Below are 21,456 nucleotides of genomic sequence, written 5' to 3'. Positions count from 1 at the left end.
TGGATGGCGCAAACAAAAGCTGGGGGCCGCTTCGCGTCAAGCGCCCTCGCCACAGGTCAATTCTTACCCTATCTGCTTTTTAACGACGTCGAGGTCAGGATGGATGCCTTGAAGGGTTTCAAGATAATCGCAGGCCTGGCCTTGTGCATGGTTGCACTGCAACTGCTCAATGTCGCGACCGGGTACAGCCTCATGGCATTCGGCCTGGTCCCGAGAACGGTGCAGGGATTGCTTGGCATCCTCGCGTCCCCGTTCCTGCACGGGTCCTTTGCCCACCTCAGTGCGAACCTGATCGCGTTTCTGGTACTGGGCACCCTGGTCATTATCGAAGGGCTCAACCGGTTCGTCAGCGTCAGCGCGATCATAATTGTGCTGGGCGGCTCATTGGTCTGGCTGTTCGGTTTTGCGGGTATACACGTGGGCGTCAGCGGCTGGGTATTCGGGCTGTGGGCTTATCTGTTGTCTCGGGCCTGGTTTCACCGCAGCTGGGCCAACCTGATAACGGCCGGTGTGGTGGCGGTACTTTATGGTGGCCTGATCCTTGGTTTCCTGCCTCGCCAGGGGGTTTCCTTCGAAGGGCATCTGTTTGGTGCGTTCGCCGGATTTATTACAGCCAAGGTACTTCTCTCGGCGCCGCGCAGCAGGTTTAATGCCGGCTGACTGCGCTTGAGCATCCTGCTTTCAGGAATCAAGTACCCAAGGAACCAGGGGCAAAAATGTCGACTTTCCTGTTGTTGCGCCAACTCTCTTCTTGCTTCGATCAGCCCGCCCAGTGCCATGCGCATTGAAGGCTGCGCCTCTACCTGCCTCAAGGAAATCTCCAATGGGATGGTTTAAACAGTTGATGGGGCTTGAGGCCCCGCGAGCCAATGCCGAGTCGAAACCGGTCTTGCCAAGCACTGGCCCATTGGGCCTGGCCCCAGGCAAAGGCGTGATGTTCGACACGAGCCTGAAGTTGCTGCTCGATGAGAAAACCTCGGTGGTGATTCCCGGCTCCCAGGAAATCTGGAGCAACGGCACCGTGGATCTCGGGCAGTCGACCTGGCTGTCGCGCTATTACATGAACGACGAGGATTACTGGTTGCAGGTCCACACCACGGGCGAGATCGCCGGGCAGGTGGAGTCCGTGATCCTGTTTAACTACCTGAGCTACGTCACCCTCAGCAGCGAAGCCGAACTGCGGCGACTGGCCGGGCCGCAGAGTCTGATCGGGTTGCCGACCTACACCCACGACGGCGTCGAATACGCCCGTGTGTGGGGCAGCGAAAACGGCCAGACAGAATTGGTGGCGATGAGCGAGCAGGTGATAAGCCCCGAGGATTCCTACAGCGTCGAGCACCGCTCGATGCTATATGCCCGTGACACCGGCCTGACCGATCGACGCGAGTTCCTGTTGTTTTCTGTCGAAGAAGACGCCGAAGGCACCATCAGCCTGAGCACGTCGCTGGGCATTTCGCTGTACACCACCGACCTGACCGCGCTCTAAAAAAGGAAGCCATCCATGCTAGAAGCTCTTTCCATTTCCCTGAACAAAGCCGCCGTACTCGGGTTTGTCCTCTACATCCTCGGTGCGGCCGTACTGTTCGTGCTGTTCCAGTTCATCTACACCCGCATCACCCCGCACAAGGAGTTCGAGCTGATCCGTGCGGGCAACGTGTCCGCGGCGGTCGCCCTGGGTGGCGCCATCATCGGTTTTGCCATTCCTGCCAGCAACGTGATTGCCTATTCGATCAGCCTTCTCGACTTCGCCGTTTGGGCGATCATCGCGGCTGTCGTCCAACTGCTGGCGTTTTTGTTGACCAGCCTGGTGCTCAAAGGCACGTCCGAGCGCATCAGGAACGGCGAGCTCGCGGCCGGCATCTACGTGGCTGCAGTGGCCATCAGCGTCGGCATGTTGAATGCCGCGTGCATGACGCCTACCCAGAACTGATCGCGCACGGAGCTCCCGATGAAACGAAGCAAGTATGTCCAGCTTTCGCTGGCAGCGTCGGTCGCCATGGCGATCTCCGGCTGTGGGCCGACGGAAAAAACCTACGATTTGCAGAAGAAGTACAACTTCCAGTCGGTTCAGCAATGTGCCGATGAGAAGCTGCCGGTGGACGTCTGCTCGGACGCCTATATGACCGCCATGGCCGAGCACCGCCGGATTGCGCCGGTGTACGACAGCCAGGCCGATTGCGATGCAGACTTTGTCGCTGACTGGTGCCAACAGGACTCCAGCGGAAAATTCATCCCCAGGCTGGGTGGTTTCGAACTGACCGCCGAAGGCCAGGTGACGCAATCCCAGGTCGATGCGGCCAACGCCCAGGCGGCGGGCGCGCAAGCGAGCAGTGGCGGCTCAGGCTTTTCCACCAGCAGCCTGCTGACTGGGCTGCTGATCGGCAACATGCTGAGCAACAATCGCAACAGCTACCGCTCCGAGCCGGTGTACCGCTATCGCGATGATCGCGGCGATTACGCCTCTTCAACGCTCAACCAACGTGTCTCGAAAGGCGCGACCTTCGGCCGCTCGAACCAGGCCAGGTACGGCAGCAGCAATTACACCAACACGCTGCGTTCCTCCAGCAAGTCCAGCTCCGTTGCGTCGGCCACCTCCCGTGGTGGCTTCGGCAGCAAGGCCAGCGCACGCAGTGGCTGGGGCGGCGGTAGGTCGAGCAGCTAAGGAGGGCTGGCCATGAAGAAAATCCAATGCGCAGAACGTCACGACTGGAAACAAACCGCCGACAGCCTCGGCTTTCTGTTCCACACCATCGACAACGAGCCCTATTGGGATGAGCGCGCGTACTACCAGTTCACGCTCAAGCAAATTGAGCAGGACCTGGAAGACCCGACCACCGAGATCCATGAGATGTGCATGGACCTCGTGGCCCGTGTGGTCCAGAGCGAAGAGTTGCTCGAGCGCCTGAGCATTCCCGCGCCGTTCTTTGACATGATCCGCACCTCATGGCTCGAAGGCCACCCGCACCTGTACGGGCGCATGGACTTTTCCTACAACGGCAACGGTCCCGCCAAACTGCTCGAACTCAACTACGACACACCGACCAGCCTCTACGAGGCTGCGGCGTTTCAGTGGGGCTGGCTGGAACAATGCATCGAGCGCGGCCTGCTGCCCAAGCACGCCGACCAGTTCAACAGCATCGACACCAAACTGCACCAGGCCTTTGCCCAATTGCAGGTCAACCAGCCGTTCTACTTCGCCTCGATGAAAGACTCGGTCGAAGACAAAGGCACCACCGACTACCTGCGCCTCGTCGCGGAAAAAGTCGGCATCGAATCCCGTCATATCGACATCGAAGACATCGGCCTGACCAGCGAAGGCCGCTTCGTCGACCTCCAGGATCGCTGGATTCCCCACCTGTTCAAGCTGCACGCCTGGGAGTTCATCTTCCATGAGCCGTTTGGTGCCGCGATTGCCCAGAGCGACACGCAGTTCTTCGAGCCGGCATGGAAATCCATCCTCTCCAACAAAGGCGTCCTTCCCCTGTTATGGGAGTTCAACAGCGGCCACCCGAATTTACTCGCGGCGCACCTGGATACCGATCCGGGTAAAGCCGTGCCGAAGGGCTGGGTGCGCAAGCCGTTCTTCTCACGGGAAGGGGCGAACATTGAATTGCAAACGGTGGATGGGCTGATCGTGAAGGAAGACGGGCCCTATACGGATGCGCCGTTCATCCTTCAGGAGTTCGCGCCGCTGCCGCGGTTTGGGGACAGTTATACGTTGATTGGTTCCTGGGTGATCGGGGACCAGGCGGCGGGGATTGGCGTGCGCGAGGATAATAGTTTGATAACGAAGGATTCGAGTCGGTTTTTGCCGCATTTGATACTGGATTGAAAACGACGGGCTTCTCGACAATATCTGGTGAATGTCAGTCGGTTATTGATCAGGGCTGAAGTGGAGAGGGGAACTTTGTGCACGTAGGCGATATATTGAATTAAAACAGCATGGCTTAAACATAAGCAGGTTGAGTATTAAAGTTTAATCGTGTTCTGTTTTCGGTGAATTTACCTGCATAAGCCGTTCTGATATAGTGCTCCGCTGAGGAGAGAAATATGCTATTGCCACGTTTTCCCGCAACACGCTTTCAAGGTTCAAAAAGAAAGATTCTTCCGGAAATTGCCGCACTGATAGAAGCTGAAAAGTGCGAGTCAATAATTGATCTGTATTCCGGGTCCGGGATCGTGGCATTGTTATTTCGCTATCTGGGCAAAAGAGTTCTGGCAAACGATTACTTGAAATACAATCAAAATACCGCCTCTTTGTTCTTGAATTACTCACAGGAAGAACTGGGTGCGCTGGATTTGGATGCGGACTTGGATTTCTTGCTGAATCACCGTGCCGATGATTTTGAATCTATTGTGTCTGACGAGTTTCAAGGAGTTTACTTTAAGCCTCATGAAAATAGCGAGATAGACAACTTTTGCCAGAACATACAGCGCTATTGCGGATTAAAGCAAAGCCTTTATATCTACGCAGTGGGGCAGGCGCTCATCAAGAAGAGACCTTATAATCTGTTTCATCGCGCGAATCTGGATATGCGCCTCAAGGATGTCGTCAGGTCCTTTGGCAACGCGAAGACCTGGGAAACCTCAATCAAGGAACATGCCGTAAAGTGCATAAAGGAATTGGCAGCCTTGCCTGCTGTTGATGCACGGCAGCCGATAACAACCTGTGTTGACACGGCCTGCCTGCAAGCGCTTCCTCAAGATTATGATGTTGTGTATATGGACCCTCCCTACATGAATGGGAAGTCTGTGTCGGTTAATTACTCCAACTTTTATCATTTTCTGGAAGGCTTATGCGACTATAGCCTTTTCTCGAAAGGCGATACTCGATACCCGCACAAACCCATCGTAAATATAGAAAGTGCCTGGCATAAAAAAGAGTCTGCGCTCAAGCAATTAAAGTACATATGCGAGTATTTTCATTCGTCGACCATCATCATGAGCTATAGAAGCGACGGTACGCCGTCTCCCCTTGAGATCCAGGCGGTCATGCAGGGTTGTGGCAGGCAGGTGGAGATACACACAGCAGGTGAATACAAATATGCGCTGAGCAAAAACGCAGACAATGAAGAGATTTTTATCATCGCACGCCTGTAGTTGGCGACGGGGCACTCAACTACAGGCATGCGGACGCGCAAAAGTTTACAGAAACCTCTGGAAGTCCGGGTGAGCCAGCAGGTCTTGCTGGGTTTTAATCGCGCCCTTGTAGTGGTCGTAGTTCTGCCAATAAAAGTCGCAGGCTTCTTTTACTTGAGAGAAATGTGAGAACGGCCCTTTGACTGTCGAGAACTCCTGAGGGCTTTTCAGCTTGATGGAACCAATGTTGGCGGTATTGCCGCTTCCCGCTCTCAATCCTACAACATCAGTCTTTTCTCTGATGAAGATGCTCTGCAAGTCATAAGGGCATTTGATGTCGCCGGCTTTTGGTATGTTGGTTAGATCATACTCTTCAAATGCCAGGTTTCGCGTGTAGATAAAGCCAATCACCCAATGATGGGTGTAGGTCGAATACGGATGTAAAATGTTTTTGGTGTCATTCCTGATAAACGACTTATAACTTCCCAGGGTCAGGCCCATGGGTTTTCCTTGGGCGTGATAGGTCGTTTTGATGTCGATGGCGATGCGTTGCACGACATTGCCATAGTTATCGAACTTGGTGAAGGTGAAATCGGGATACGTGGTCTGATTAGCGTTGGCTACGATAAACCCGTGATTGAGTGCGATGGTTCTGAGAACCGGGCTGGCAAGCCTTTCAAATACAGTACTGATGACTTTTGTATCGGAGTCGATGGGGTAGACCCGGTTTTGCTCGTCAATAAAACCCTGGATTTCCCAGGTCCAGCCTTTTGTGTAGTTACGAAATTCTTTTTCGAAATCATTGAGTGTGATCACTACTACCTCTTAACTCTGCCCAATCAAAAAACACATCAAGCTCCCTGTCAAAGCGCCTTGCTAGTGTCCGAGTTGTTTCAGACGCAGGATATACTGCGGGTTGGATTTGTGTCCATTTGCGCAGCTCGCTTAAAAGCAGCGCGCGCGACTATCTCCGAGGACGCGTGAGGTGGGGCCCCTGAAAGTCAATTCGGCCATTTATTGCAGGCATTAAAAAGCCGGCTTGTGGCCGGCTTCTCGGGGACTGCTTCAGCTTGTTTTTGACAAGCCTCACCAGCCTTCAAATCGCTCAGCCAACGTCGCGTCTGGCTGAATGGTAGGGGCATCCGCGGGAACTCCTCCGCATCGCCAGACAGGGGAAACAGCTGAACGCCACCCCTGCCAAATGTGCGGCGCATGATACCCACATTCACCTCAATTGCCCACCTCCGGATCCGATTTAGAGCCTTCCCAGCCCAATAATTGCTCATCCAGCGGCACGGGTGGGCGACGGGTGTTGAGTGTGGCCCACCAGAACACCCAGCCCACGATCTGGAAGTTCTGTTCAAAGCGTTGCTCGTAGGTGAGGTATTCGTCGGGATGTTCACCGGCGTTGTGGCTGCGCATGCGCAGGCCGCCGCCGGGACGGTTGTAGAGGTATTTGATGCGTAGCATGCCGTCATGTTCGACCGCGTAGATTTCGCCGTCGATGATTTGGGTGCGACCGCTGTCGATGGCGAGTATGGCGCCCTGTTGGATGATGTCGGTCATGCTGTTGTCGACCATGTACGCGCCTACTGCGCGCTCGGGGTTTACTTTGAGGGTTTCGAGGCTGAGCAGGGAGACGCGGATGCACTCGGTGGACGTAAATGTGGGGTGGAGGGGGATTTCCACGTCGGTTTTTTCTGGGTTGCAGGCCGAGCCTGTGAGGTATTTGCCGGTGGTTTCGCGGGTGGGGAGTACATTCCTTGCGTTCGGTCCGTCCAACAGAAAGTTGACCGGTGGGTGTTTAGGGCCCATGCCGGTGTGCAACCACCGACTGGAGACGCACAACAACTCTGCAATCTCGTTGAGTTTGCCCATGGGGACGCCGCGTTTGAACCAGTTGTTCACGTGTTGAGGCGTGACGCCGCGGTTCTTGGCGAAGTCGGAGGCGGAAAGATGAACTTCCCGTAGCAGTGCTTTTAAACGATCACCTGATGTATTCATAAACGCAGAGTTTACTGGCGGGAAAAACAAATCAAATAAACCATGCGTTGAATTGCGCGTGTAGGTTTTTACTTAGTTGTGGCCTGATTTTTCAGTTTTCTTGTATTGTTAAACGTTAGTTTTTGTTTGTTGATCCGAGTGTTTAATTGCATGCATAAAAAAGCCCCGAATAGTCGGGGCTTTTTCTATTGCCGGGGTAATACCGGACGGGTATCAGCCTTTGTAGGCGGCAACCGATTTCAGGATCTCAGCGCGGGCGGCGTCTGCATTGCCCCAACCGTCGATCTTCACCCACTTGCCTTTTTCGAGGTCTTTGTAGTTCTCGAAGAAGTGCTTGATCTGTTCCAGCAGCAGTGGCGGCAGATCGGTGTATTCCTTCACATCCACGTACAGCTGGGACAGCTTGTCGTGTGGAACTGCGATAACTTTGGCATCGCCGCCGCCGTCGTCGGTCATGTTCAGGATGCCGACTGGACGGGCACGGATAACCGAGCCTGGGGTCACCGGGTAAGGGGTTACCACCAGCACGTCGAGGGGGTCACCGTCGTCAGCCAGGGTGTTAGGGATGAAACCGTAGTTGGCCGGGTAGAACATCGGGGTGGCCATGAAACGGTCAACGAACAGGCAGTCGCTGTCTTTGTCGATTTCGTATTTGATCGGCGCGTGGTTGGCCGGAATCTCGATGGCGACGTAGATGTCGTTCGGCAGGTCTTTGCCAGCCGGAATCTTGCTGTAGCTCATTGGGCGTTGCCCCCGTTAATTGGCCAAGAAACTTGGCCGGATTGGCCTAAAAGTGGCGGCGATTATAGGCACATTCCGCCGCCGATGCCATGCGCCAGACGTCGTACGGTTATTCGCCCTGCGGCTGATAACGCGGGTCCGTGGCTTGCAGCTGGTTCAAGCGGGCCAGGGTGTCCTGGCGATAAAAGCGGCTGAGTTGGGCGTACACCTGTGGATAACTATTGACCAGTAAATCCGGGGCGCTGAAAAAATATTCGCTGGTAACGGCAAAGAATTCCGCCGGGTTTTCCGCCGCGTAGGGGTCGATCTCGGTTTCGGCGTCCGGGTTGGCGTCCAGCTGGCGATTGAGGTCGTCGTAGGCGCTTTGCATCACGCTGGCCCATTCCTGCACGCGCATGTCGCTGTGCAGCGGCGGCAGGCCATTGGCGTCGCCGTTGAGCATGTCGAGTTTGTGCGCCAGTTCGTGGATGACCAGGTTGTAGCCTTCCCAGTTGCCACTGGCCAGTACGCCTGGCCAGGCCAGGATCACCGGACCCTGTTGCCAGGCTTCGCCACTGTGCTCACCGTCCCACTCGTGTTCGATGCCGCTACTGTCGCGATGGCGTTGGGGGCTGAGAAAGTCGTCGGGGTACAGCACGATTTCGTGGAAACCCCGATACCAATCGAGGTCGCCCAGGTTCATCAACGGCAGTTGCGCCTGGGCGGCGAGCAGCAGGCGTTGTTCCTGATGCAGCTCGACGCCGGGGAGGGCGGTGAGGTGTTTTTCGGCGAGAAATACCACGCAGGCTTCGCGCAGCCATTGATCCTGCTCGGCGCTGATGCCGTCGAGAAAGGTCAGGTGCTGGCGCACCCGCTGCCAGGTGTCATCGGCAATCGGGTGCTTGGCCAGCAGGCGCCGGCGACGCCAGGCGCTGAGGGACCACATCCGCGGTTACTGCGGCTTGGCTTCGGAGGAGGCGCGACCAAAGCGGCTGCGAAACACGCCAATGATCATCGGCACCAGCGACAGCAGGATGATGAACACCACCAGCAGCGAGAGGTTCTTCTTGATGAACGGCACGTTGCCGAAGAAGTAACCCAGGGTCACCAGGCCACCGACCCAGAGGATAGTGCCCAGCACGCTGAAACCGAAGAAGCGTGCGTAAGGCATTTTGGCGATGCCGGCGACAAATGGTGCAAAGGTCCGCAGGATCGGCAGGAAGCGCGCCAAGGTCACGGTTTTGCCGCCGTGCTTGTCGTAGAAGTCGTGGGTTTTCTGCAGGTAGTCGCGTCGGAAGATCTTCGAGTTCGGGTTGCTGAACAGGCGCTCTCCCGCTGTTCGTCCGATGACGTAGTTGGTGCTGTCCCCGAGGATCGCCGCCAACATCAGCAGGCCGGCCAGCAAGACCGGGTCCATGCCGCCGCCTGCGGCGACCGCACCGGCGATGAACAGCAGCGAATCACCGGGCAGGAAGGGCATGACCACCAGGCCGGTTTCGCAAAAAATCACCAGGAACAAAATAGCGTAGATCCACGGACCGTAATTGGTTACCAGCAGGTCGAGGTAGACGTCGAGATGCAGGATAAGGTCGAGCGGGTTGAAATCCATGGATGGCACCTGTGTGAATGGCTCGGCTCAGCAGGCCAGTGCGGAAGCTGGGGTAAGTAAGGCTACAAGGGTATGTCGCGATTCTTACATCCCTGAAAGGTCCGCATTATACGGATCGAGAGGTGAAAAGCCTGTTGGTTTTGTAGCGGGGGATGTCGCGGTTTTCGAAAATATACACCGATCCAAATGTGGGAGCGGGCTTGCTCGCGAAAGCGGCGTGTCAGTCAGCACATCTGATGCTGAACCACCGCATTCGCGGGCAAGCCCGCTCCCACAGGGGATTTTGGGGGGCAGTGGTCAGTCTTCGCTGATCGGCAGCACGTAGTTCTTGAACTCGGTGTCTTCACGAAACCCGATCGACTCATACGTCTTCTGCGCCACTTGATTGTCACTGCTGGTAGACACCCGCAGCCTTACCGCATGGGTCTCCTTGGCCATTTTCTTCGCGGTGCGCATCAGGTTGTCGGCCACCAGTTGCCGACGAGCGTCTTCGGCCACATAGATGTCATTGAGGATCCACACGCGCTTGAGCGACAGCGAAGAAAAGCTCGGATACAGCTGGCAAAAACCGAGCAGTTTTTTATCGTCATCATCGGCCAGGGCCAGGTAGATCACCGATTCCTTGCGGCGCAGGCGCTTTTCCAGGAAGGCCCGCGACGAGTCTGGGAAGGGCAACGCGCCGTAGAATTCGCGGTATTTGACGAACAATGGGGTCAACAGGTCCAGGTGTTCCAGGGTCGCTTGAGTAATCCGCATGCCAGGCCTCAACTTCCAAATGGGGTATGACCACACAAGCGGCCGTGACTCGATGCTGCCTAACGGCGCGAAAAAGCGCAATCATGCAGCGTTCAGTCATCCGGTGAACTGAGCAGGAAATTACCTTTCATCAGGTCCGGATCATCCGATTCGATGGTCTGAACCTGCGCCTCATCCTTGAGGTTGACCCCCGACAGTTGCCGGCGACACGCCTCTCGCATCAAGTAAAGCAGGCGATGGGCTGCCATGCCGTAGCTCAAGCCCTCCAGGCGTACGTTGGAGATGCAATTGCGATACGCATCGGTGAGGCCGACCTTGGGGTTGTAGGTGAAATACAACCCCAGGCTGTCCGGCGAGCTGAGCCCTGGCCGTTCGCCGATCAGGATCACCACCATCTTGGCGCCGAGCAATTGGCCAATCTCATCGGCCACGGCCACACGGCCTTGTTCGACCAGGATGACGGGTGACAAGGACCAGCCTTCGGCGTGGGTCTGTTCTTCCATGCGTGTCAGAAACGGCAACGTATGTTTATGCACCGCCAGTGCGGACAAGCCATCTGCCACCACCACTGCCAGGTCCACACCACCGGGATTGGCCGCCGCATGCGCGCGCAGCGCCTGGGCCGACTCATCACTCAAGCGCCGCCCCAGGTCCGGGCGTTGCAGGTAGCTGTGCCGGTCAGTTGCGGCGCTGTGCAGCAACAGGCTCTCACGGCCGCGTTCGGCCAGTTGGCCGCTGAGGCCGGCATGGTCGAAGGGCAGGTGCACGGCGTCCCGCGCCTGGGCGTGGGCGAACTGGAAGTCCAGTTGCGCCTGCGTGGGAATGCTGGTGCCGGTACGGCCCAGGGCAATGCGCGCCGGGGTCAGGCGGCGCAGTTCCAGCCACGGGTTCTCAGGTAGGTCGAGTTGCACGGGCGGCTCCTTCATCCCAATTGCGCCAAGGCTTGGCGAAACGCCGGTGGCAGGCTGTTACCGAAGCGTACCTTGCCATCGGCTTGCGTGAAGATACCCATCTTCGCCAGCCACTGTTCAAACTCCGGTGCCGGCTTCAAACCCAGGGTCTGGCGGGCGTACAGGGCGTCGTGGAACGAGGTGGTCTGGTAGTTGAGCATGATGTCGTCAGAGCCGGGGATGCCCATGATGAAGTTGATCCCCGCCACGCCGAGCAGGGTCAGCAGGGTGTCCATGTCGTCCTGGTCGGCTTCGGCGTGGTTGGTGTAGCAGATGTCGCAACCCATCGGCACGCCCAGTAGCTTGCCGCAGAAGTGGTCTTCGAGGCCGGCGCGGATGATCTGCTTGCCGTTGTACAGGTACTCCGGGCCGATAAAACCGACCACGGTGTTGACCAGGAACGGCTTGAAATGCCGCGCCACCGCATAGGCCCGGGTTTCACAAGTTTGCTGGTCGACCCCAAAGTGCGCGTTGGCCGACAAGGCGCTGCCCTGGCCGGTTTCGAAATACATCAGGTTCTGGCCCAGGGTACCGCGATTGAGGCTCAGGCCCGCGTCGTAACCTTCCTGCAACACGTTGAGGTTGATGCCGAAACTGGCGTTGGCCGCTTCGGTGCCGGCAATCGACTGGAACACCAGATCCAGCGGCACGCCACGGTTGATCGCTTCGATGGAGGTGGTGACGTGGGTCAGCACGCAGGCCTGGGTCGGGATCTCGTAGCGCTGGATGATTGCGTCGAGCATTTCCAGCATGGCGCAGATCGAGGCGATGCTGTCGGTGGCCGGGTTGATGCCGATCATGGCGTCGCCGTTACCGTACAGCAGGCCGTCGAGAATGCTCGCGGCGATACCGGCCGGCTCATCGGTTGGGTGGTTGGGCTGCAGGCGTGTGGATAAACGCCCGCGCAGGCCCATGGTGCCGCGGAACTGGGTGACGACGCGGATCTTCTGCGCCACCAGCACCAGATCCTGCACGCGCATGATCTTGGACACGGCGGCAGCCATTTCCGGCGTCAGCCCAGGCGCCAGCGCGCGTAGGCTATGTTCGTCGGCCGCGTCGCTCAGCAGCCAGTCGCGCAAGCCGCCGACGGTCAGGTGGCTGACCACGGCAAACGCCTGCTTATCGTGGGTGTCGATGATCAGCCGGGTGACTTCATCGCTTTCATAGGGGATCAGCGCTTCTTCGAGGAAGTGTTTCAGCGGGATATTCGCCAGCGCCATCTGCGCGGCCACCCGTTCACCGTCGTTTTGCGCGGCCACGCCAGCGAGAAAGTCCCCGGAGCGTGCAGGACTGGCCTTGGCCATCACGTCCTTGAGGCTGTCGAAGCGGTAGGTTTGTGTACCCACCGCGTGGGAAAAGCTTGCCATACAGTGTCTCCTTGACGACGCGGGCACAGCGCTCGCGTCGAGGTTTACGGCAGTCAGTGCAAGGCGGCCTCTGCGGCCTGGATCGCCGCGAATTCCTCTTCGGGCGTGCCTGCTACCAAGTGATGCCGGCTGTAGAAAGCAAAGTAAGCAATTAATACTCCATAGATGATCGCAGCGCCAATCACCACCCGTGGATCGACCAGGAAGCCCGCCACTACGGCCACGCAAGCCAGTACCAAGGCGACGCCGGAGGTGAAGATGCCCCCAGGTGTGCGGTACGGACGGTCCATTTTGGGGCGACGAATGCGCAGGGTGATGTGCGCGGCCATCATCAGCACGTAGGAAATCGTTGCGCCAAACACCGCCACCAGGATCAGCAAATCACCCTGGCCGGTCAAAGACAGGCCAAAACCTATGATGCCGGGGATGACCAATGCCAGCACCGGCGCTTTGCTTTTATTGGTCTGGGACAGTTTGCGCGGCAGGTAGCCCGCACGGGAAAGCGCGAAGATCTGCCGCGAATAGGCGTAGATGATCGAGAAAAAACTCGCAATCAAGCCGGCCAGGCCGACGAGGTTGACGAAGCTGCCCATCCACGTCGAACCACCGTAGGACAGCGCCAGCGCTTCAACCAATGGGTTGCCCGATTTGATCAGCGCATAGGTGCCCGCACCGCCCGGCGCAATCACCAGGATCAGCAGGGCAAAACTGGTCAGCACCACAATGGCGCCAATCAGGCCGCGAGGGAGGTCGCGTTTCGGATTCTTGGTTTCTTCGGCAGCCAGCGGTACGCCTTCGACGGCGAGGAAAAACCAGATCGCATAAGGAATCGCCGCCCACACACCGACGTAGCCGAACGGCAGGAACGTGCTGGCGCCCTTGGCTTCGGTCACGGGAATGTCGAGCAGGTTGGCGACGTTGAAGTGCGGCACCATCGACACCAGGAACACACCCAGGGCAATCGCGGCGATAGCGGTGATCACAAACATCAACTTCAGGGCTTCACCGACACCAAAGATGTGGATGCCGATAAAGATGATGTAGAACGCCAGGTAGATCATCCAGCCGCCAACCCCAAAGAGCGACTCGCAATAGGCGCCGATGAACACCGCGATGGCTGCCGGTGCAATGGCATATTCGATCAGGATCGCGGTGCCTGTGAGGAACCCGCCCCAGGGGCCAAACGCACTGCGGGCAAACCCGTAGCCGCCGCCGGCGGTCGGGATCATCGAGGACAGTTCGGCCAGGGAAAAACACATGCACAGGTACATGGTGGCCATCAGCAAAGTGGCGAGGAACATGCCACCCCAGCCACCCTGGGCCAGGCCGAAGTTCCAGCCGGCGTAGTCGCCGGAAATAACATAGGCAACGCCAAGGCCAACCAACAGCACCCAGCCGGCGGCGCCTTTTTTGAGTTCGCGTTGTTGGAAGTATTGGGAGTCGACTTTTTCGAAGTCGACAGAAGATCCACTCGGTTCGCTAGGCATGAGGAAGTACCTTTCATTGTTATTGTTCTAATTCGGCATCTGTGTGCCGGATGAAGTTCGCAAGTACTTATGAAACTTCAAGTGTGGGAGCGGGCTTGCTCGCGAAAACGGTAGGTCAGTTGATAAGTCTGTAACTGATACACCGCTTTCGCGAGCAAGCCCGCTCCCACATTTTCAAGTGCATTTCAAATGTGGGAGGGCAGTGGTTAGTTAGAAGAAGCCCAACGGATTAATGTCATAACTAACCAGCAAGTTCTTGGTTTGCTGGTAGTGATCCAACATCATCTTGTGCGTCTCACGCCCCACACCGGACTTCTTGTAACCGCCGAACGCGGCATGCGCCGGGTACAGGTGATAGCAGTTGGTCCACACGCGGCCCGCCTTGATTGCCCGGCCTACGCGATAGGCGCGGTTGATGTCGCGTGTCCACACGCCAGCACCCAGGCCGAACTCGGTGTCGTTGGCAATGGCCAAGGCCTCGGCTTCGTCCTTGAAGGTGGTGATGCTTACCACCGGGCCGAAGATTTCTTCCTGGAACACGCGCATTGCGTTGGTGCCCTTGAGCAGGGTCGGTTGGATGTAATAGCCGCCAGCCATGTCGCCGGTGAGCTTCTCGACCTTGCCGCCGGTGAGCAGTTCCGCGCCTTCACCCTTGGCGATTTCCAGGTAGGACAGGATCTTGTCGAACTGCTGCTCGGATGCCTGGGCGCCAACCATGGTGTCGGTGTCCAGCGGGTCGCCACGTTTGATCGATTCGATCTTCTTCATCACCACTTTCATGAAGTCGTCGTAGATCGACTCCTGCACCAGTGCGCGAGATGGGCAGGTGCACACTTCGCCTTGGTTGAAGAACGCCAGCACCAGGCCTTCGGCGGCCTTTTCGATAAAGGACGGCTCGGCCTTCATGATGTCTTCGAAGAAGATGTTCGGCGACTTGCCACCCAACTCAACGGTCGACGGAATGATGTTGGTAGCCGCCGCATGCATGATGTGCGAGCCCACCGGCGTCGAGCCGGTGAACGCAATTTTGGCGATGCGCTTGCTGGTGGCCAGGGCTTCACCGGCTTCTTTACCGAAACCGTGCACCATGTTGAGTACGCCCGGTGGCAGCAGGTCGCCGATCACTTCGAGCAGCACGTTGATGCCCAGTGGGGTTTGCTCGGCCGGCTTGAGTACCACGCAGTTGCCGGCGGCCAGGGCCGGGGCGAGTTTCCAGGCGGCCATCAGGATCGGGAAGTTCCACGGGATGATCTGGCCGACCACGCCCAGCGGTTCATGGAAGTGATAGGCGGCGGTGTGTTCGTTGATCTCGGCGCTGCTGCCTTCCTGGGCGCGGATGCAGCCGGCGTAGTAGCGGAAGTGGTCGGCGGCCAGCGGGATGTCGGCGTTGAGGGTTTCACGCACCGCCTTGCCGTTGTCCCAGGTTTCGGTGATGGCCAGCAGTTCGAGGTTCTGCTCGATACGGTCGGCGATTTTCAGCAGCACCAGCGAGCGGTCCTGCACTGAGGTTTTGCCCCAGGCGTCCGCAGCGGCGTGGGCGGCGTCAAGCGCCTTGTCGATGTCCTTGGCAGTGGAGCGCGGGAACTCGGCGATAGGCTTGCCGTTGACTGGCGAGGTGTTGGTGAAATAGTTGCCTTCGACCGGCGGCACAAACTCGCCGTTGATGTAGTTGCCGTATTTGGCCTTGAACGAAACGATCGCGCCTTCAGTACCGGGGTGTGCGTAACGCATGGTGGGTATCTCCTGGCTTTTATGTTTATTTGGAGTGCAGCGCTGCTGCGCTTGATAAGCGTAGAGCAAAGGTTGGGCCACCGCTGCGCAGGCCAGCTAAATCAAGGGCTTGGGCTTTGTTGCAAGGCGCTACTGTGGCAGCGTTGACACAGGTGATGTGACAGGTTGTGCCATAAACGGTACAGACCGTGACCCGTGAGTCTGCCCGGGATTGCATTGGTCGGATGGCTGGGGGATGCTGGGCGCTCTCACGCAGGGAGAATAATAAGAAATGCACAACGATCATTTCAGTCGCCATGCCCAGCAAGTCTTGACCGTGACACGCGGACAAGCACGTTCCCAAGGCCCCGCCAGTGATCCGTCGATCGCCCGGTCGTGGCTGCGTTGCCTGGAGGACTATCACCTCGACCCTGCGCAGACCCTCGCGCCCACCGTGCTTGAGCACGGCCGCTTGCTGGAAAGCCGCGAGCGCCTGCAACAGGTGCTGCACATTGCCGGCAGTGAGATGAACAGCCTGCACCAACAGCTCTCGGGCGCCGGTCATGCGGTGCTGCTGACCGATGCGCGCGGGGTGATCCTCAACTGTGTCACCGCGCCGTCCGAGCGCAAGATCTTCGAGCGTGCCGGGTTGTGGCTCGGTGCCGATTGGAGCGAAGCCTGCGAAGGTACCAACGGTATCGGCACCTGCCTGGTAGAGCGCCAGTCCCTGACCATTCATCGCGATGAGCATTTTCGCGGCCGCCACACCGGGCTGACGTGTTCGGCGAGCCCGGTGTTCGATCCTCATGGCGAATTGCTGGCGGTGCTGGATGTGTCTTCAGCCCGTGAGGCCGTATCGCGCCAGAGCCAGTTCCATACGATGGCGCTGGTCAACCTCTCGGCGAAGATGATCGAAAGTTGCTATTTCCTGCGCCACTTTGAACATCACTGGCTGCTGCGTTTTCATCTGCAGGCCGAGTCGGTAGGCCTGTTCAGCGAAGGACTGCTGGCGTTCGACGGCGATGGGCGGATTTGTGCGGTCAACCAGAGCGCCCTCAACCTGCTGGGGCAAATGCGCGGCAGTTTGCTGGGGCAGTCGGTAGACGCATGCTTCGACTGTTCCCTGGATCAACTGCTCGGACGCGCCAGTGCCAATGCCACTGCCAGCTGGCCTCTGCGCACACGTGACGGCCGGCACCTGTTCGCCGCGTTGCGCGGTCAGTCGCGCACTGTGCCGGTGTCGATGCCAGTGGCCAAGCCCGCGCCGGCGCGCTTGCCCGGTATCTGCCTGGGCGATCCGGCGCTGCAAAACGAGTTTCGCAAGGCGCTACGGGTGTTCGAGCGCGATGTGCCCTTGTTGATCAACGGCGAGACCGGCTCTGGTAAAGAAGCCTTCGCCAAGGCCGTGCACCAGGCCAGCCAGCGCGCAGACAAGGCGTTTGTTGCACTCAACTGTGCGGCCATCCCGGAAAACCTGATCGAAAGCGAACTGTTCGGCTATCGTGGCGGCAGCTTCACCGGCGCGCTTAAAGAAGGCATGCGCGGCAAGTTGCAGCAAGCGGACGGCGGCACCTTGTTCCTCGATGAAATCGGTGACATGCCGCTGGCATTGCAGACCCGCTTGTTGAGGGTGTTGGAGGACCGCCAGGTGGTACCCATCGGCGGTGCGCCCCAGGCGGTGAATGTCAGAATTGTCAGCGCTACCCACCGCAATCTGCTGGCGCGCGTGCAGGACGGCAGCTTTCGCGAGGATTTGTACTACCGCCTCAACGGTCTGGAAGTGGCCTTGCCGGCATTGCGCGAGCGCAGTGACAAGCAGCAGTTGCTCGACTTCCTGTTGACCGAGGAGGCGCAAGGACAGTCGATCAGCTTGGAGCCGGCGGCGCGTCAAACGTTGCTGGGCTATGCCTGGCCCGGAAATGTGCGGCAATTGCGCACCGTGTTGCGCACCCTGGTGGCGCTGTGTGATCACGGACGCATCGGGCTGGCTGACCTGCCGGCGCTATTGCACCAGGCCCCGCTGAACCGGGCCAGCGAGTTGCCGCTCGACGATGCCGAGCGCCAGACTTTGTTGGCGGCGCTGGAGCGTCAGCATTGGCGCATGACGCAAACGGCGGAGCATCTGGGTGTCAGTCGCAATACCTTGTATCGCAAGTTGCGAAAACACGGGATTACCCGTTTTGCTTCGGTTTAATCGAAAGTTGTAGGAGGGTGTTCTTTTCAACGGTCAGCTGAATTGATTTTTTATTGTTAAGTGGGAAGTTCCACGCACATTGAGTTGGCCTATTCCTATAGGAACTGGTCAATGCCATTTATTCACTCAATTAGGGCAACTGCTCAAGGTGTTTTCATTTAATAAAAATCACTCGGGTGAACACGATGATAATTACAACTTCAACGTTTGCGTATATCCCCCAGCTGTCGGCAACTATCGATAAACCTGCGGCGCCGACGGTGGTACGCAACAGCGATACCACCGAACAGCCTTTGGCGCGCAGCAAGCGCGGTATAAAAGACAAAGGCATTTTTTCGTTGTTCGGCAGTAAGCCGTCGGCGCCACCCGTGGTCGTGCCGCCAAAACCACAGGTCACTCCCAAGCCTACCGTGTCAGCACCCCCTAAGCCGAAGCCGTTGAACAAACCCTTGCCGACCCCGAACAACCGCTTCCAGAACGTGGCGAGCGCGGTGATTCATGCCAATAAAGTCAAACAAAATGACGCGTTGCTGTTGGCCAGCCTGTCCAAGCAAACGCCGAAAATCAGCGTTGCCGAGGCGGCCAAGCGGCTTATCGATGCGGACAGCCTGGTCAAGGCCGGCGTGATTTCCTCGGCGCCCAAAGCCAGCCAGGTTGCGCGGGATGCCTTTATCAGTGCCGGCATTACCGGCATCGTCAGTGCGCCGGTCAACGTGGGGGCCTATGCTGGCTCCGTGGCCGCCGGGGAGTCGATCAAGGCGACGTACGCTCCGGGCGTGCTGCCGCCGCCGTTTTTGCCGAGCGCCGCGACCGCGCCCAAAGCAATGCAGTCGCCTCCCCCAGCGGAAACGACCCTCGGCGCGCAACTGGAGGAAGCCGAGACCAAACTGTTAGGAATGGCTTCCACGGTGATGTTCATTCTTGGTGATACCAAGAGTGTGTTCACTAAAAATGAAAGTTGGCCAAAGGATGAGTCTGGGCGTCTGGGTAACCTGGAGAAACTGCTCGATGTATCAGAGCAGCAGCTTAAAAAGGCCACTCGTCAGAACGGCATTATTTTCAGACCCTATAAACCTGGCATGACACCTCCAGTCGATGCCAAGGGGCGTCTCGAGCTGATTGAAAAACGCTTTGAGCGGATGGCTGAGTCGTATGAAAAGTTGCGCGTGTTCGCGGCCATCAAACAAAGTGAAAATGAAGAACAGGCGCTAGCCAAGGTCTGAAGTGTTCGCCGCCGGTGGGAGCGCTTGCTGCGCTCCTACCCGTATAAAGAGTGCGATTTCCCCCCTCCTGCGCTAACCTGCCTCGATGTTTTACGAGGTCGACTATGCACATTCATATTCTCGGTATTTGCGGCACGTTCATGGGCTCGATGGCGGTTCTGGCCAAGGAACTGGGCCATCACGTCACAGGCTCCGATGCCAACGTTTACCCGCCCATGAGCACGCAACTGCAAGCCCAGGGCATTGAGTTGACCCAAGGTTACGACCCGGTGCAATTCGACCCGGTCCCGGACCTGGTGGTGATCGGCAATGCCATGTCCCGTGGCAACCCGGCGGTCGAATACGTACTCAACAAAGGCTTGCCATATGTGTCAGGCCCGCAATGGCTGGCGGATCATGTGTTGCAAGGTCGCTGGGTGCTGGCCGTCGCCGGTACTCACGGCAAGACCACTACCAGCAGCATGCTGGCCTGGGTGCTGGAACATGCCGGCATGAGCCCGGGGTTCCTGATCGGCGGCGTGCCCCAGAATTTCTCGGTGTCGGCGCGCCTGGGCGATACGCCGTTCTTCGTGATTGAAGCGGATGAATATGACAGCGCCTTCTTCGACAAGCGCTCCAAGTTCGTCCACTACCGTCCGCGCACGGCGATCCTGAACAATCTTGAGTTCGATCACGCGGACATCTTCCCGGATCTGCCAGCCATTGAGCGGCAATTCCACCATTTGGTGCGCACCATCCCGAGCGAAGGCCTGGTGATTCACCCCACTACCGAGCCCGCCTTGCAGCGCGTGATCGAAATGGGCTGCTGGACCCCGGTGCAAACCACCGGCGCGGGCGGGCAGTGGCAGGTCAAGTTGCTCAGCGAAGACGGTTCCAGATTTGAAGTGCTGTTCGAAGGCCAGGCCCAGGGCGTTGTCGAGTGGGACATGAGCGGCCAGCACAACGTTGCCAACGCCTTGGTCACGCTGGCAGCCGCACGGCACGTGGGCGTGGTGCCGTCGATGGGCATTGCGGCGTTGAGTGCATTCAAGAGCGTGAAGCGGCGCATGGAAAAAGTCGCCGACGTGAATGGGATTACCATCTACGACGACTTTGCCCACCACCCGACGGCGATTGCCACCACCTTGGACGGCCTGCGCAAGCGCGTGGGCGATGCGCCAATCATCGCGATTGTCGAGCCGCGCTCCAATTCCATGAAGCTTGGTGCGCACCGCGATGGCCTGCCGGAAAGCGTCAACGATGCCGACGAGGCCGTCTGGTACGCGCCGGCCAACCTCGGTTGGGACCTGCCGGCGATCGCTGCGTTGTGCACCGTGCCGTCGACGGTCTGCGATTCCATCGAAGGCATCATTGAACACGTCAAACAGCAAGCCAAGCCCGGCACCCACGTGGTGGTGATGAGCAACGGCGGCTTCGGCGGCCTGCACGGCAAACTGGCCGAGGCGCTGAAATGAGTGGCCCGGAACGCGTCACCCTGGCGATGACCGGTGCTTCCGGCGCGCCTTACGGCTTGCGCTTGCTTGATTGCCTGGTGCGCGAGGACCGTGAGGTGCACTTCCTGATCTCCAAGGCTGCGCAGTTGGTGATGGCGACCGAGACCGATGTCGCGCTGCCGCCGAAGGTGCAGATGATGCAGGCGTTCCTCACCGAGTACACCGGTGCGGCGGCGGGGCAGATCAAGGTTTACGGCAAGGAAGACTGGATGTCGCCGGTGGCCTCGGGCTCCGGCGCGCCGGCGGCGATGGTGGTGGTGCCGTGTTCCACCGGCACCTTGTCGGCAATTGCCACGGGCGCGTGCAACAACCTGATCGAGCGCGCGGCGGACGTGACCTTGAAGGAACGTCGCCAGTTGATCCTGGTGCCGCGCGAGGCGCCATATTCGAGCATTCACCTGGAGCACATGCTCAAGTTGTCGAACATGGGCGTGACCATCTTGCCCGCGTCGCCGGGTTTCTATCACCAGCCACAGACCATCGATGACCTGGTGGATTTCGTGGTGGCACGCATCCTCAACCTGCTGAACATTCCCCAGGACATGCTGCCGCGTTGGGGTGAGCATCATCTGAGCAGCGATGAATAAGGTGCTGATGTTGGTTGTCGCGTTGCACCTGACGGGGTGCGCCACGGCGCGCACGTTGGATGCGGCGCAACCCGGCGCGCCGGTGGTGTATGCCGGCACGCGCCTGGATCTGTATGCCATGAACGGCGGCTGTTGCGCCAAGGATCGGTTTGGCGCGCAAGCGCCGAGTTATCCCGGCGTGGATCTGCCGGCCAGTGCGTTGCTCGACACGCTGTTGTTGCCGCTGTCGGTGTTGACGGTGCTGGGGGTTGGCTTCAACGCCACGGGCGGTCTTTAA

At 58.4% G+C, this 21,456-nt stretch carries 21 protein-coding genes; 11 read left to right on the top strand and 10 right to left on the bottom strand.

Translation table 11 applies throughout. The annotated features are described in order from the left end of the window. Positions 1 to 99 precede the first annotated feature (99 nt). The 6 genes from LIY36_RS12160 (at position 100) to LIY36_RS12135 (ending at position 5,100) form a co-directional block, all read left to right on the top strand. Positions 100 to 660: a rhomboid family intramembrane serine protease gene (locus LIY36_RS12160; protein WP_226455824.1), complete on the top strand. Its 561-nt coding sequence runs from the start codon at positions 100 to 102 to the stop codon at positions 658 to 660. Positions 661 to 823: 163 nt separating this feature from the next. Beyond that, positions 824 to 1,486: a DUF2491 family protein gene (locus tag LIY36_RS12155; protein WP_226455823.1), complete on the top strand. Its 663-nt coding sequence runs from the start codon at positions 824 to 826 to the stop codon at positions 1,484 to 1,486. A 15-nt stretch (positions 1,487 to 1,501) separates the two neighbouring features. Continuing rightward, positions 1,502 to 1,930, top strand: coding sequence for a DUF350 domain-containing protein (locus LIY36_RS12150; RefSeq protein WP_192299060.1), 429 nt, complete (start codon positions 1,502 to 1,504; stop codon positions 1,928 to 1,930). Between the two features lie 18 nt (positions 1,931 to 1,948). Next, positions 1,949 to 2,662, top strand: a complete 714-nt coding sequence (locus LIY36_RS12145) for a DUF1190 domain-containing protein (protein ID WP_192299059.1) — start codon at positions 1,949 to 1,951, stop codon at positions 2,660 to 2,662. A 12-nt stretch (positions 2,663 to 2,674) separates the two neighbouring features. Continuing rightward, on the top strand, positions 2,675 to 3,832 hold the full coding sequence (locus LIY36_RS12140) for a glutathionylspermidine synthase family protein (protein WP_226455822.1): 1,158 nt from the start codon (positions 2,675 to 2,677) through the stop codon (positions 3,830 to 3,832). A 218-nt stretch (positions 3,833 to 4,050) separates the two neighbouring features. After that, positions 4,051 to 5,100 (top strand): DNA adenine methylase, encoded by a 1,050-nt coding sequence (locus LIY36_RS12135; protein WP_226455821.1) that lies wholly within the window; start codon positions 4,051 to 4,053, stop codon positions 5,098 to 5,100. Between the two features lie 45 nt (positions 5,101 to 5,145). Here LIY36_RS12135 and LIY36_RS12130 read toward each other — a convergent pair whose 3' ends face one another. The 10 genes from LIY36_RS12130 to exaC all read right to left on the bottom strand — a co-directional run bounded on the left by LIY36_RS12130 (position 5,146) and on the right by exaC (position 15,703). Further along, positions 5,146 to 5,895, bottom strand: coding sequence for a type II restriction endonuclease (locus LIY36_RS12130; RefSeq protein WP_192299056.1), 750 nt, complete (start codon positions 5,893 to 5,895; stop codon positions 5,146 to 5,148). Positions 5,896 to 6,309: 414 nt separating this feature from the next. Continuing rightward, complete coding sequence (locus tag LIY36_RS12125) at positions 6,310 to 7,083, bottom strand: LexA family transcriptional regulator (protein ID WP_226455820.1); 774 nt, start codon at positions 7,081 to 7,083, stop codon at positions 6,310 to 6,312. 213 nt (positions 7,084 to 7,296) lie between these two features. Next, a complete protein-coding gene (ppa, locus tag LIY36_RS12120) occupies positions 7,297 to 7,824 on the bottom strand; it encodes an inorganic diphosphatase (protein ID WP_003219382.1) in 528 nt (175 codons plus the stop codon). Between the two features lie 109 nt (positions 7,825 to 7,933). Continuing rightward, complete coding sequence (locus LIY36_RS12115) at positions 7,934 to 8,749, bottom strand: zinc-dependent peptidase (protein ID WP_226455819.1); 816 nt, start codon at positions 8,747 to 8,749, stop codon at positions 7,934 to 7,936. 6 nt (positions 8,750 to 8,755) lie between these two features. Continuing rightward, positions 8,756 to 9,412 carry a DedA family protein gene (locus LIY36_RS12110; protein ID WP_192299053.1) on the bottom strand — a complete coding sequence of 219 codons (657 nt, stop codon included), beginning with the start codon at positions 9,410 to 9,412 and terminating at the stop codon, positions 8,756 to 8,758. Between the two features lie 297 nt (positions 9,413 to 9,709). Beyond that, complete coding sequence (locus LIY36_RS12105; protein WP_192299052.1) at positions 9,710 to 10,168, bottom strand: GNAT family N-acetyltransferase; 459 nt, start codon at positions 10,166 to 10,168, stop codon at positions 9,710 to 9,712. Between the two features lie 92 nt (positions 10,169 to 10,260). Then, entirely contained in the window at positions 10,261 to 11,094 is an 834-nt protein-coding gene (eutC, locus tag LIY36_RS12100) for an ethanolamine ammonia-lyase subunit EutC (RefSeq protein ID WP_226455818.1), read from the bottom strand. Then, positions 11,091 to 12,485, bottom strand: coding sequence for an ethanolamine ammonia-lyase subunit EutB (locus LIY36_RS12095; protein WP_124525118.1), 1,395 nt, complete (start codon positions 12,483 to 12,485; stop codon positions 11,091 to 11,093). Before LIY36_RS12095 ends, eutC begins: the two co-directional genes overlap by 4 nt. 53 nt (positions 12,486 to 12,538) lie before the next feature. Beyond that, positions 12,539 to 13,972, bottom strand: coding sequence for an ethanolamine permease (gene eat / locus LIY36_RS12090; protein WP_192299050.1), 1,434 nt, complete (start codon positions 13,970 to 13,972; stop codon positions 12,539 to 12,541). A gap of 210 nt (positions 13,973 to 14,182) precedes the next feature. Then, the gene (gene exaC, locus LIY36_RS12085) at positions 14,183 to 15,703 is read right to left on the bottom strand and encodes an acetaldehyde dehydrogenase ExaC (RefSeq protein ID WP_226455817.1); all 1,521 of its coding nucleotides are present in this window, start codon (positions 15,701 to 15,703) and stop codon (positions 14,183 to 14,185) included. A 271-nt stretch (positions 15,704 to 15,974) separates the two neighbouring features. Here exaC and LIY36_RS12080 point away from each other — a divergent pair, with 271 nt between their 5' ends. From LIY36_RS12080 to LIY36_RS12060, 5 genes are all read left to right on the top strand, one after another. After that, positions 15,975 to 17,876 (top strand): sigma-54-dependent Fis family transcriptional regulator, encoded by a 1,902-nt coding sequence (locus LIY36_RS12080; protein WP_226455816.1) that lies wholly within the window; start codon positions 15,975 to 15,977, stop codon positions 17,874 to 17,876. A gap of 185 nt (positions 17,877 to 18,061) precedes the next feature. Beyond that, complete coding sequence (locus tag LIY36_RS12075) at positions 18,062 to 19,099, top strand: hypothetical protein (RefSeq protein WP_226455815.1); 1,038 nt, start codon at positions 18,062 to 18,064, stop codon at positions 19,097 to 19,099. A 104-nt stretch (positions 19,100 to 19,203) separates the two neighbouring features. Then, positions 19,204 to 20,553, top strand: coding sequence for a UDP-N-acetylmuramate:L-alanyl-gamma-D-glutamyl-meso-diaminopimelate ligase (gene mpl, locus LIY36_RS12070; RefSeq protein ID WP_226455814.1), 1,350 nt, complete (start codon positions 19,204 to 19,206; stop codon positions 20,551 to 20,553). Beyond that, positions 20,550 to 21,179, top strand: coding sequence for a flavin prenyltransferase UbiX (gene ubiX / locus LIY36_RS12065; protein ID WP_017735613.1), 630 nt, complete (start codon positions 20,550 to 20,552; stop codon positions 21,177 to 21,179). The genes mpl and ubiX overlap by 4 nt, the downstream gene beginning before the upstream one ends. Next, positions 21,172 to 21,456 carry a YceK/YidQ family lipoprotein gene (locus LIY36_RS12060; protein ID WP_226455813.1) on the top strand — a complete coding sequence of 95 codons (285 nt, stop codon included), beginning with the start codon at positions 21,172 to 21,174 and terminating at the stop codon, positions 21,454 to 21,456. The genes ubiX and LIY36_RS12060 overlap by 8 nt, the downstream gene beginning before the upstream one ends.

It is taken from the genome of Pseudomonas sp. AF03-9 (assembly GCF_020515815.1).
Classification (GTDB): domain Bacteria; phylum Pseudomonadota; class Gammaproteobacteria; order Pseudomonadales; family Pseudomonadaceae; genus Aquipseudomonas.
This window is presented reverse-complemented; position numbering and strand designations above follow the sequence as displayed.

What these genes read in the sequence shown, in the direction of transcription:
- LIY36_RS12160 (WP_226455824.1), top strand. Translation starts at nt 100, where the DNA reads ATGGATGCCTTGAAGGGTTTCAAGATAATCGCAGGCCTGGCCTTGTGC.
- LIY36_RS12155 (WP_226455823.1), top strand. Translation starts at nt 824, where the DNA reads ATGGGATGGTTTAAACAGTTGATGGGGCTTGAGGCCCCGCGAGCCAAT.
- LIY36_RS12150 (WP_192299060.1), top strand. Translation starts at nt 1,502, where the DNA reads ATGCTAGAAGCTCTTTCCATTTCCCTGAACAAAGCCGCCGTACTCGGG.
- LIY36_RS12145 (WP_192299059.1), top strand. Translation starts at nt 1,949, where the DNA reads ATGAAACGAAGCAAGTATGTCCAGCTTTCGCTGGCAGCGTCGGTCGCC.
- LIY36_RS12140 (WP_226455822.1), top strand. Translation starts at nt 2,675, where the DNA reads ATGAAGAAAATCCAATGCGCAGAACGTCACGACTGGAAACAAACCGCC.
- LIY36_RS12135 (WP_226455821.1), top strand. Translation starts at nt 4,051, where the DNA reads ATGCTATTGCCACGTTTTCCCGCAACACGCTTTCAAGGTTCAAAAAGA.
- LIY36_RS12125 (WP_226455820.1), bottom strand. Translation starts at nt 7,083, where the DNA reads ATGAATACATCAGGTGATCGTTTAAAAGCACTGCTACGGGAAGTTCAT.
- ppa (WP_003219382.1), bottom strand. Translation starts at nt 7,824, where the DNA reads ATGAGCTACAGCAAGATTCCGGCTGGCAAAGACCTGCCGAACGACATC.
- LIY36_RS12115 (WP_226455819.1), bottom strand. Translation starts at nt 8,749, where the DNA reads ATGTGGTCCCTCAGCGCCTGGCGTCGCCGGCGCCTGCTGGCCAAGCAC.
- LIY36_RS12110 (WP_192299053.1), bottom strand. Translation starts at nt 9,412, where the DNA reads ATGGATTTCAACCCGCTCGACCTTATCCTGCATCTCGACGTCTACCTC.
- LIY36_RS12105 (WP_192299052.1), bottom strand. Translation starts at nt 10,168, where the DNA reads ATGCGGATTACTCAAGCGACCCTGGAACACCTGGACCTGTTGACCCCA.
- eutC (WP_226455818.1), bottom strand. Translation starts at nt 11,094, where the DNA reads ATGAAGGAGCCGCCCGTGCAACTCGACCTACCTGAGAACCCGTGGCTG.
- LIY36_RS12095 (WP_124525118.1), bottom strand. Translation starts at nt 12,485, where the DNA reads ATGGCAAGCTTTTCCCACGCGGTGGGTACACAAACCTACCGCTTCGAC.
- eat (WP_192299050.1), bottom strand. Translation starts at nt 13,972, where the DNA reads ATGCCTAGCGAACCGAGTGGATCTTCTGTCGACTTCGAAAAAGTCGAC.
- exaC (WP_226455817.1), bottom strand. Translation starts at nt 15,703, where the DNA reads ATGCGTTACGCACACCCCGGTACTGAAGGCGCGATCGTTTCGTTCAAG.
- LIY36_RS12080 (WP_226455816.1), top strand. Translation starts at nt 15,975, where the DNA reads ATGCACAACGATCATTTCAGTCGCCATGCCCAGCAAGTCTTGACCGTG.
- LIY36_RS12075 (WP_226455815.1), top strand. Translation starts at nt 18,062, where the DNA reads ATGATAATTACAACTTCAACGTTTGCGTATATCCCCCAGCTGTCGGCA.
- mpl (WP_226455814.1), top strand. Translation starts at nt 19,204, where the DNA reads ATGCACATTCATATTCTCGGTATTTGCGGCACGTTCATGGGCTCGATG.
- ubiX (WP_017735613.1), top strand. Translation starts at nt 20,550, where the DNA reads ATGAGTGGCCCGGAACGCGTCACCCTGGCGATGACCGGTGCTTCCGGC.
- LIY36_RS12060 (WP_226455813.1), top strand. Translation starts at nt 21,172, where the DNA reads ATGAATAAGGTGCTGATGTTGGTTGTCGCGTTGCACCTGACGGGGTGC.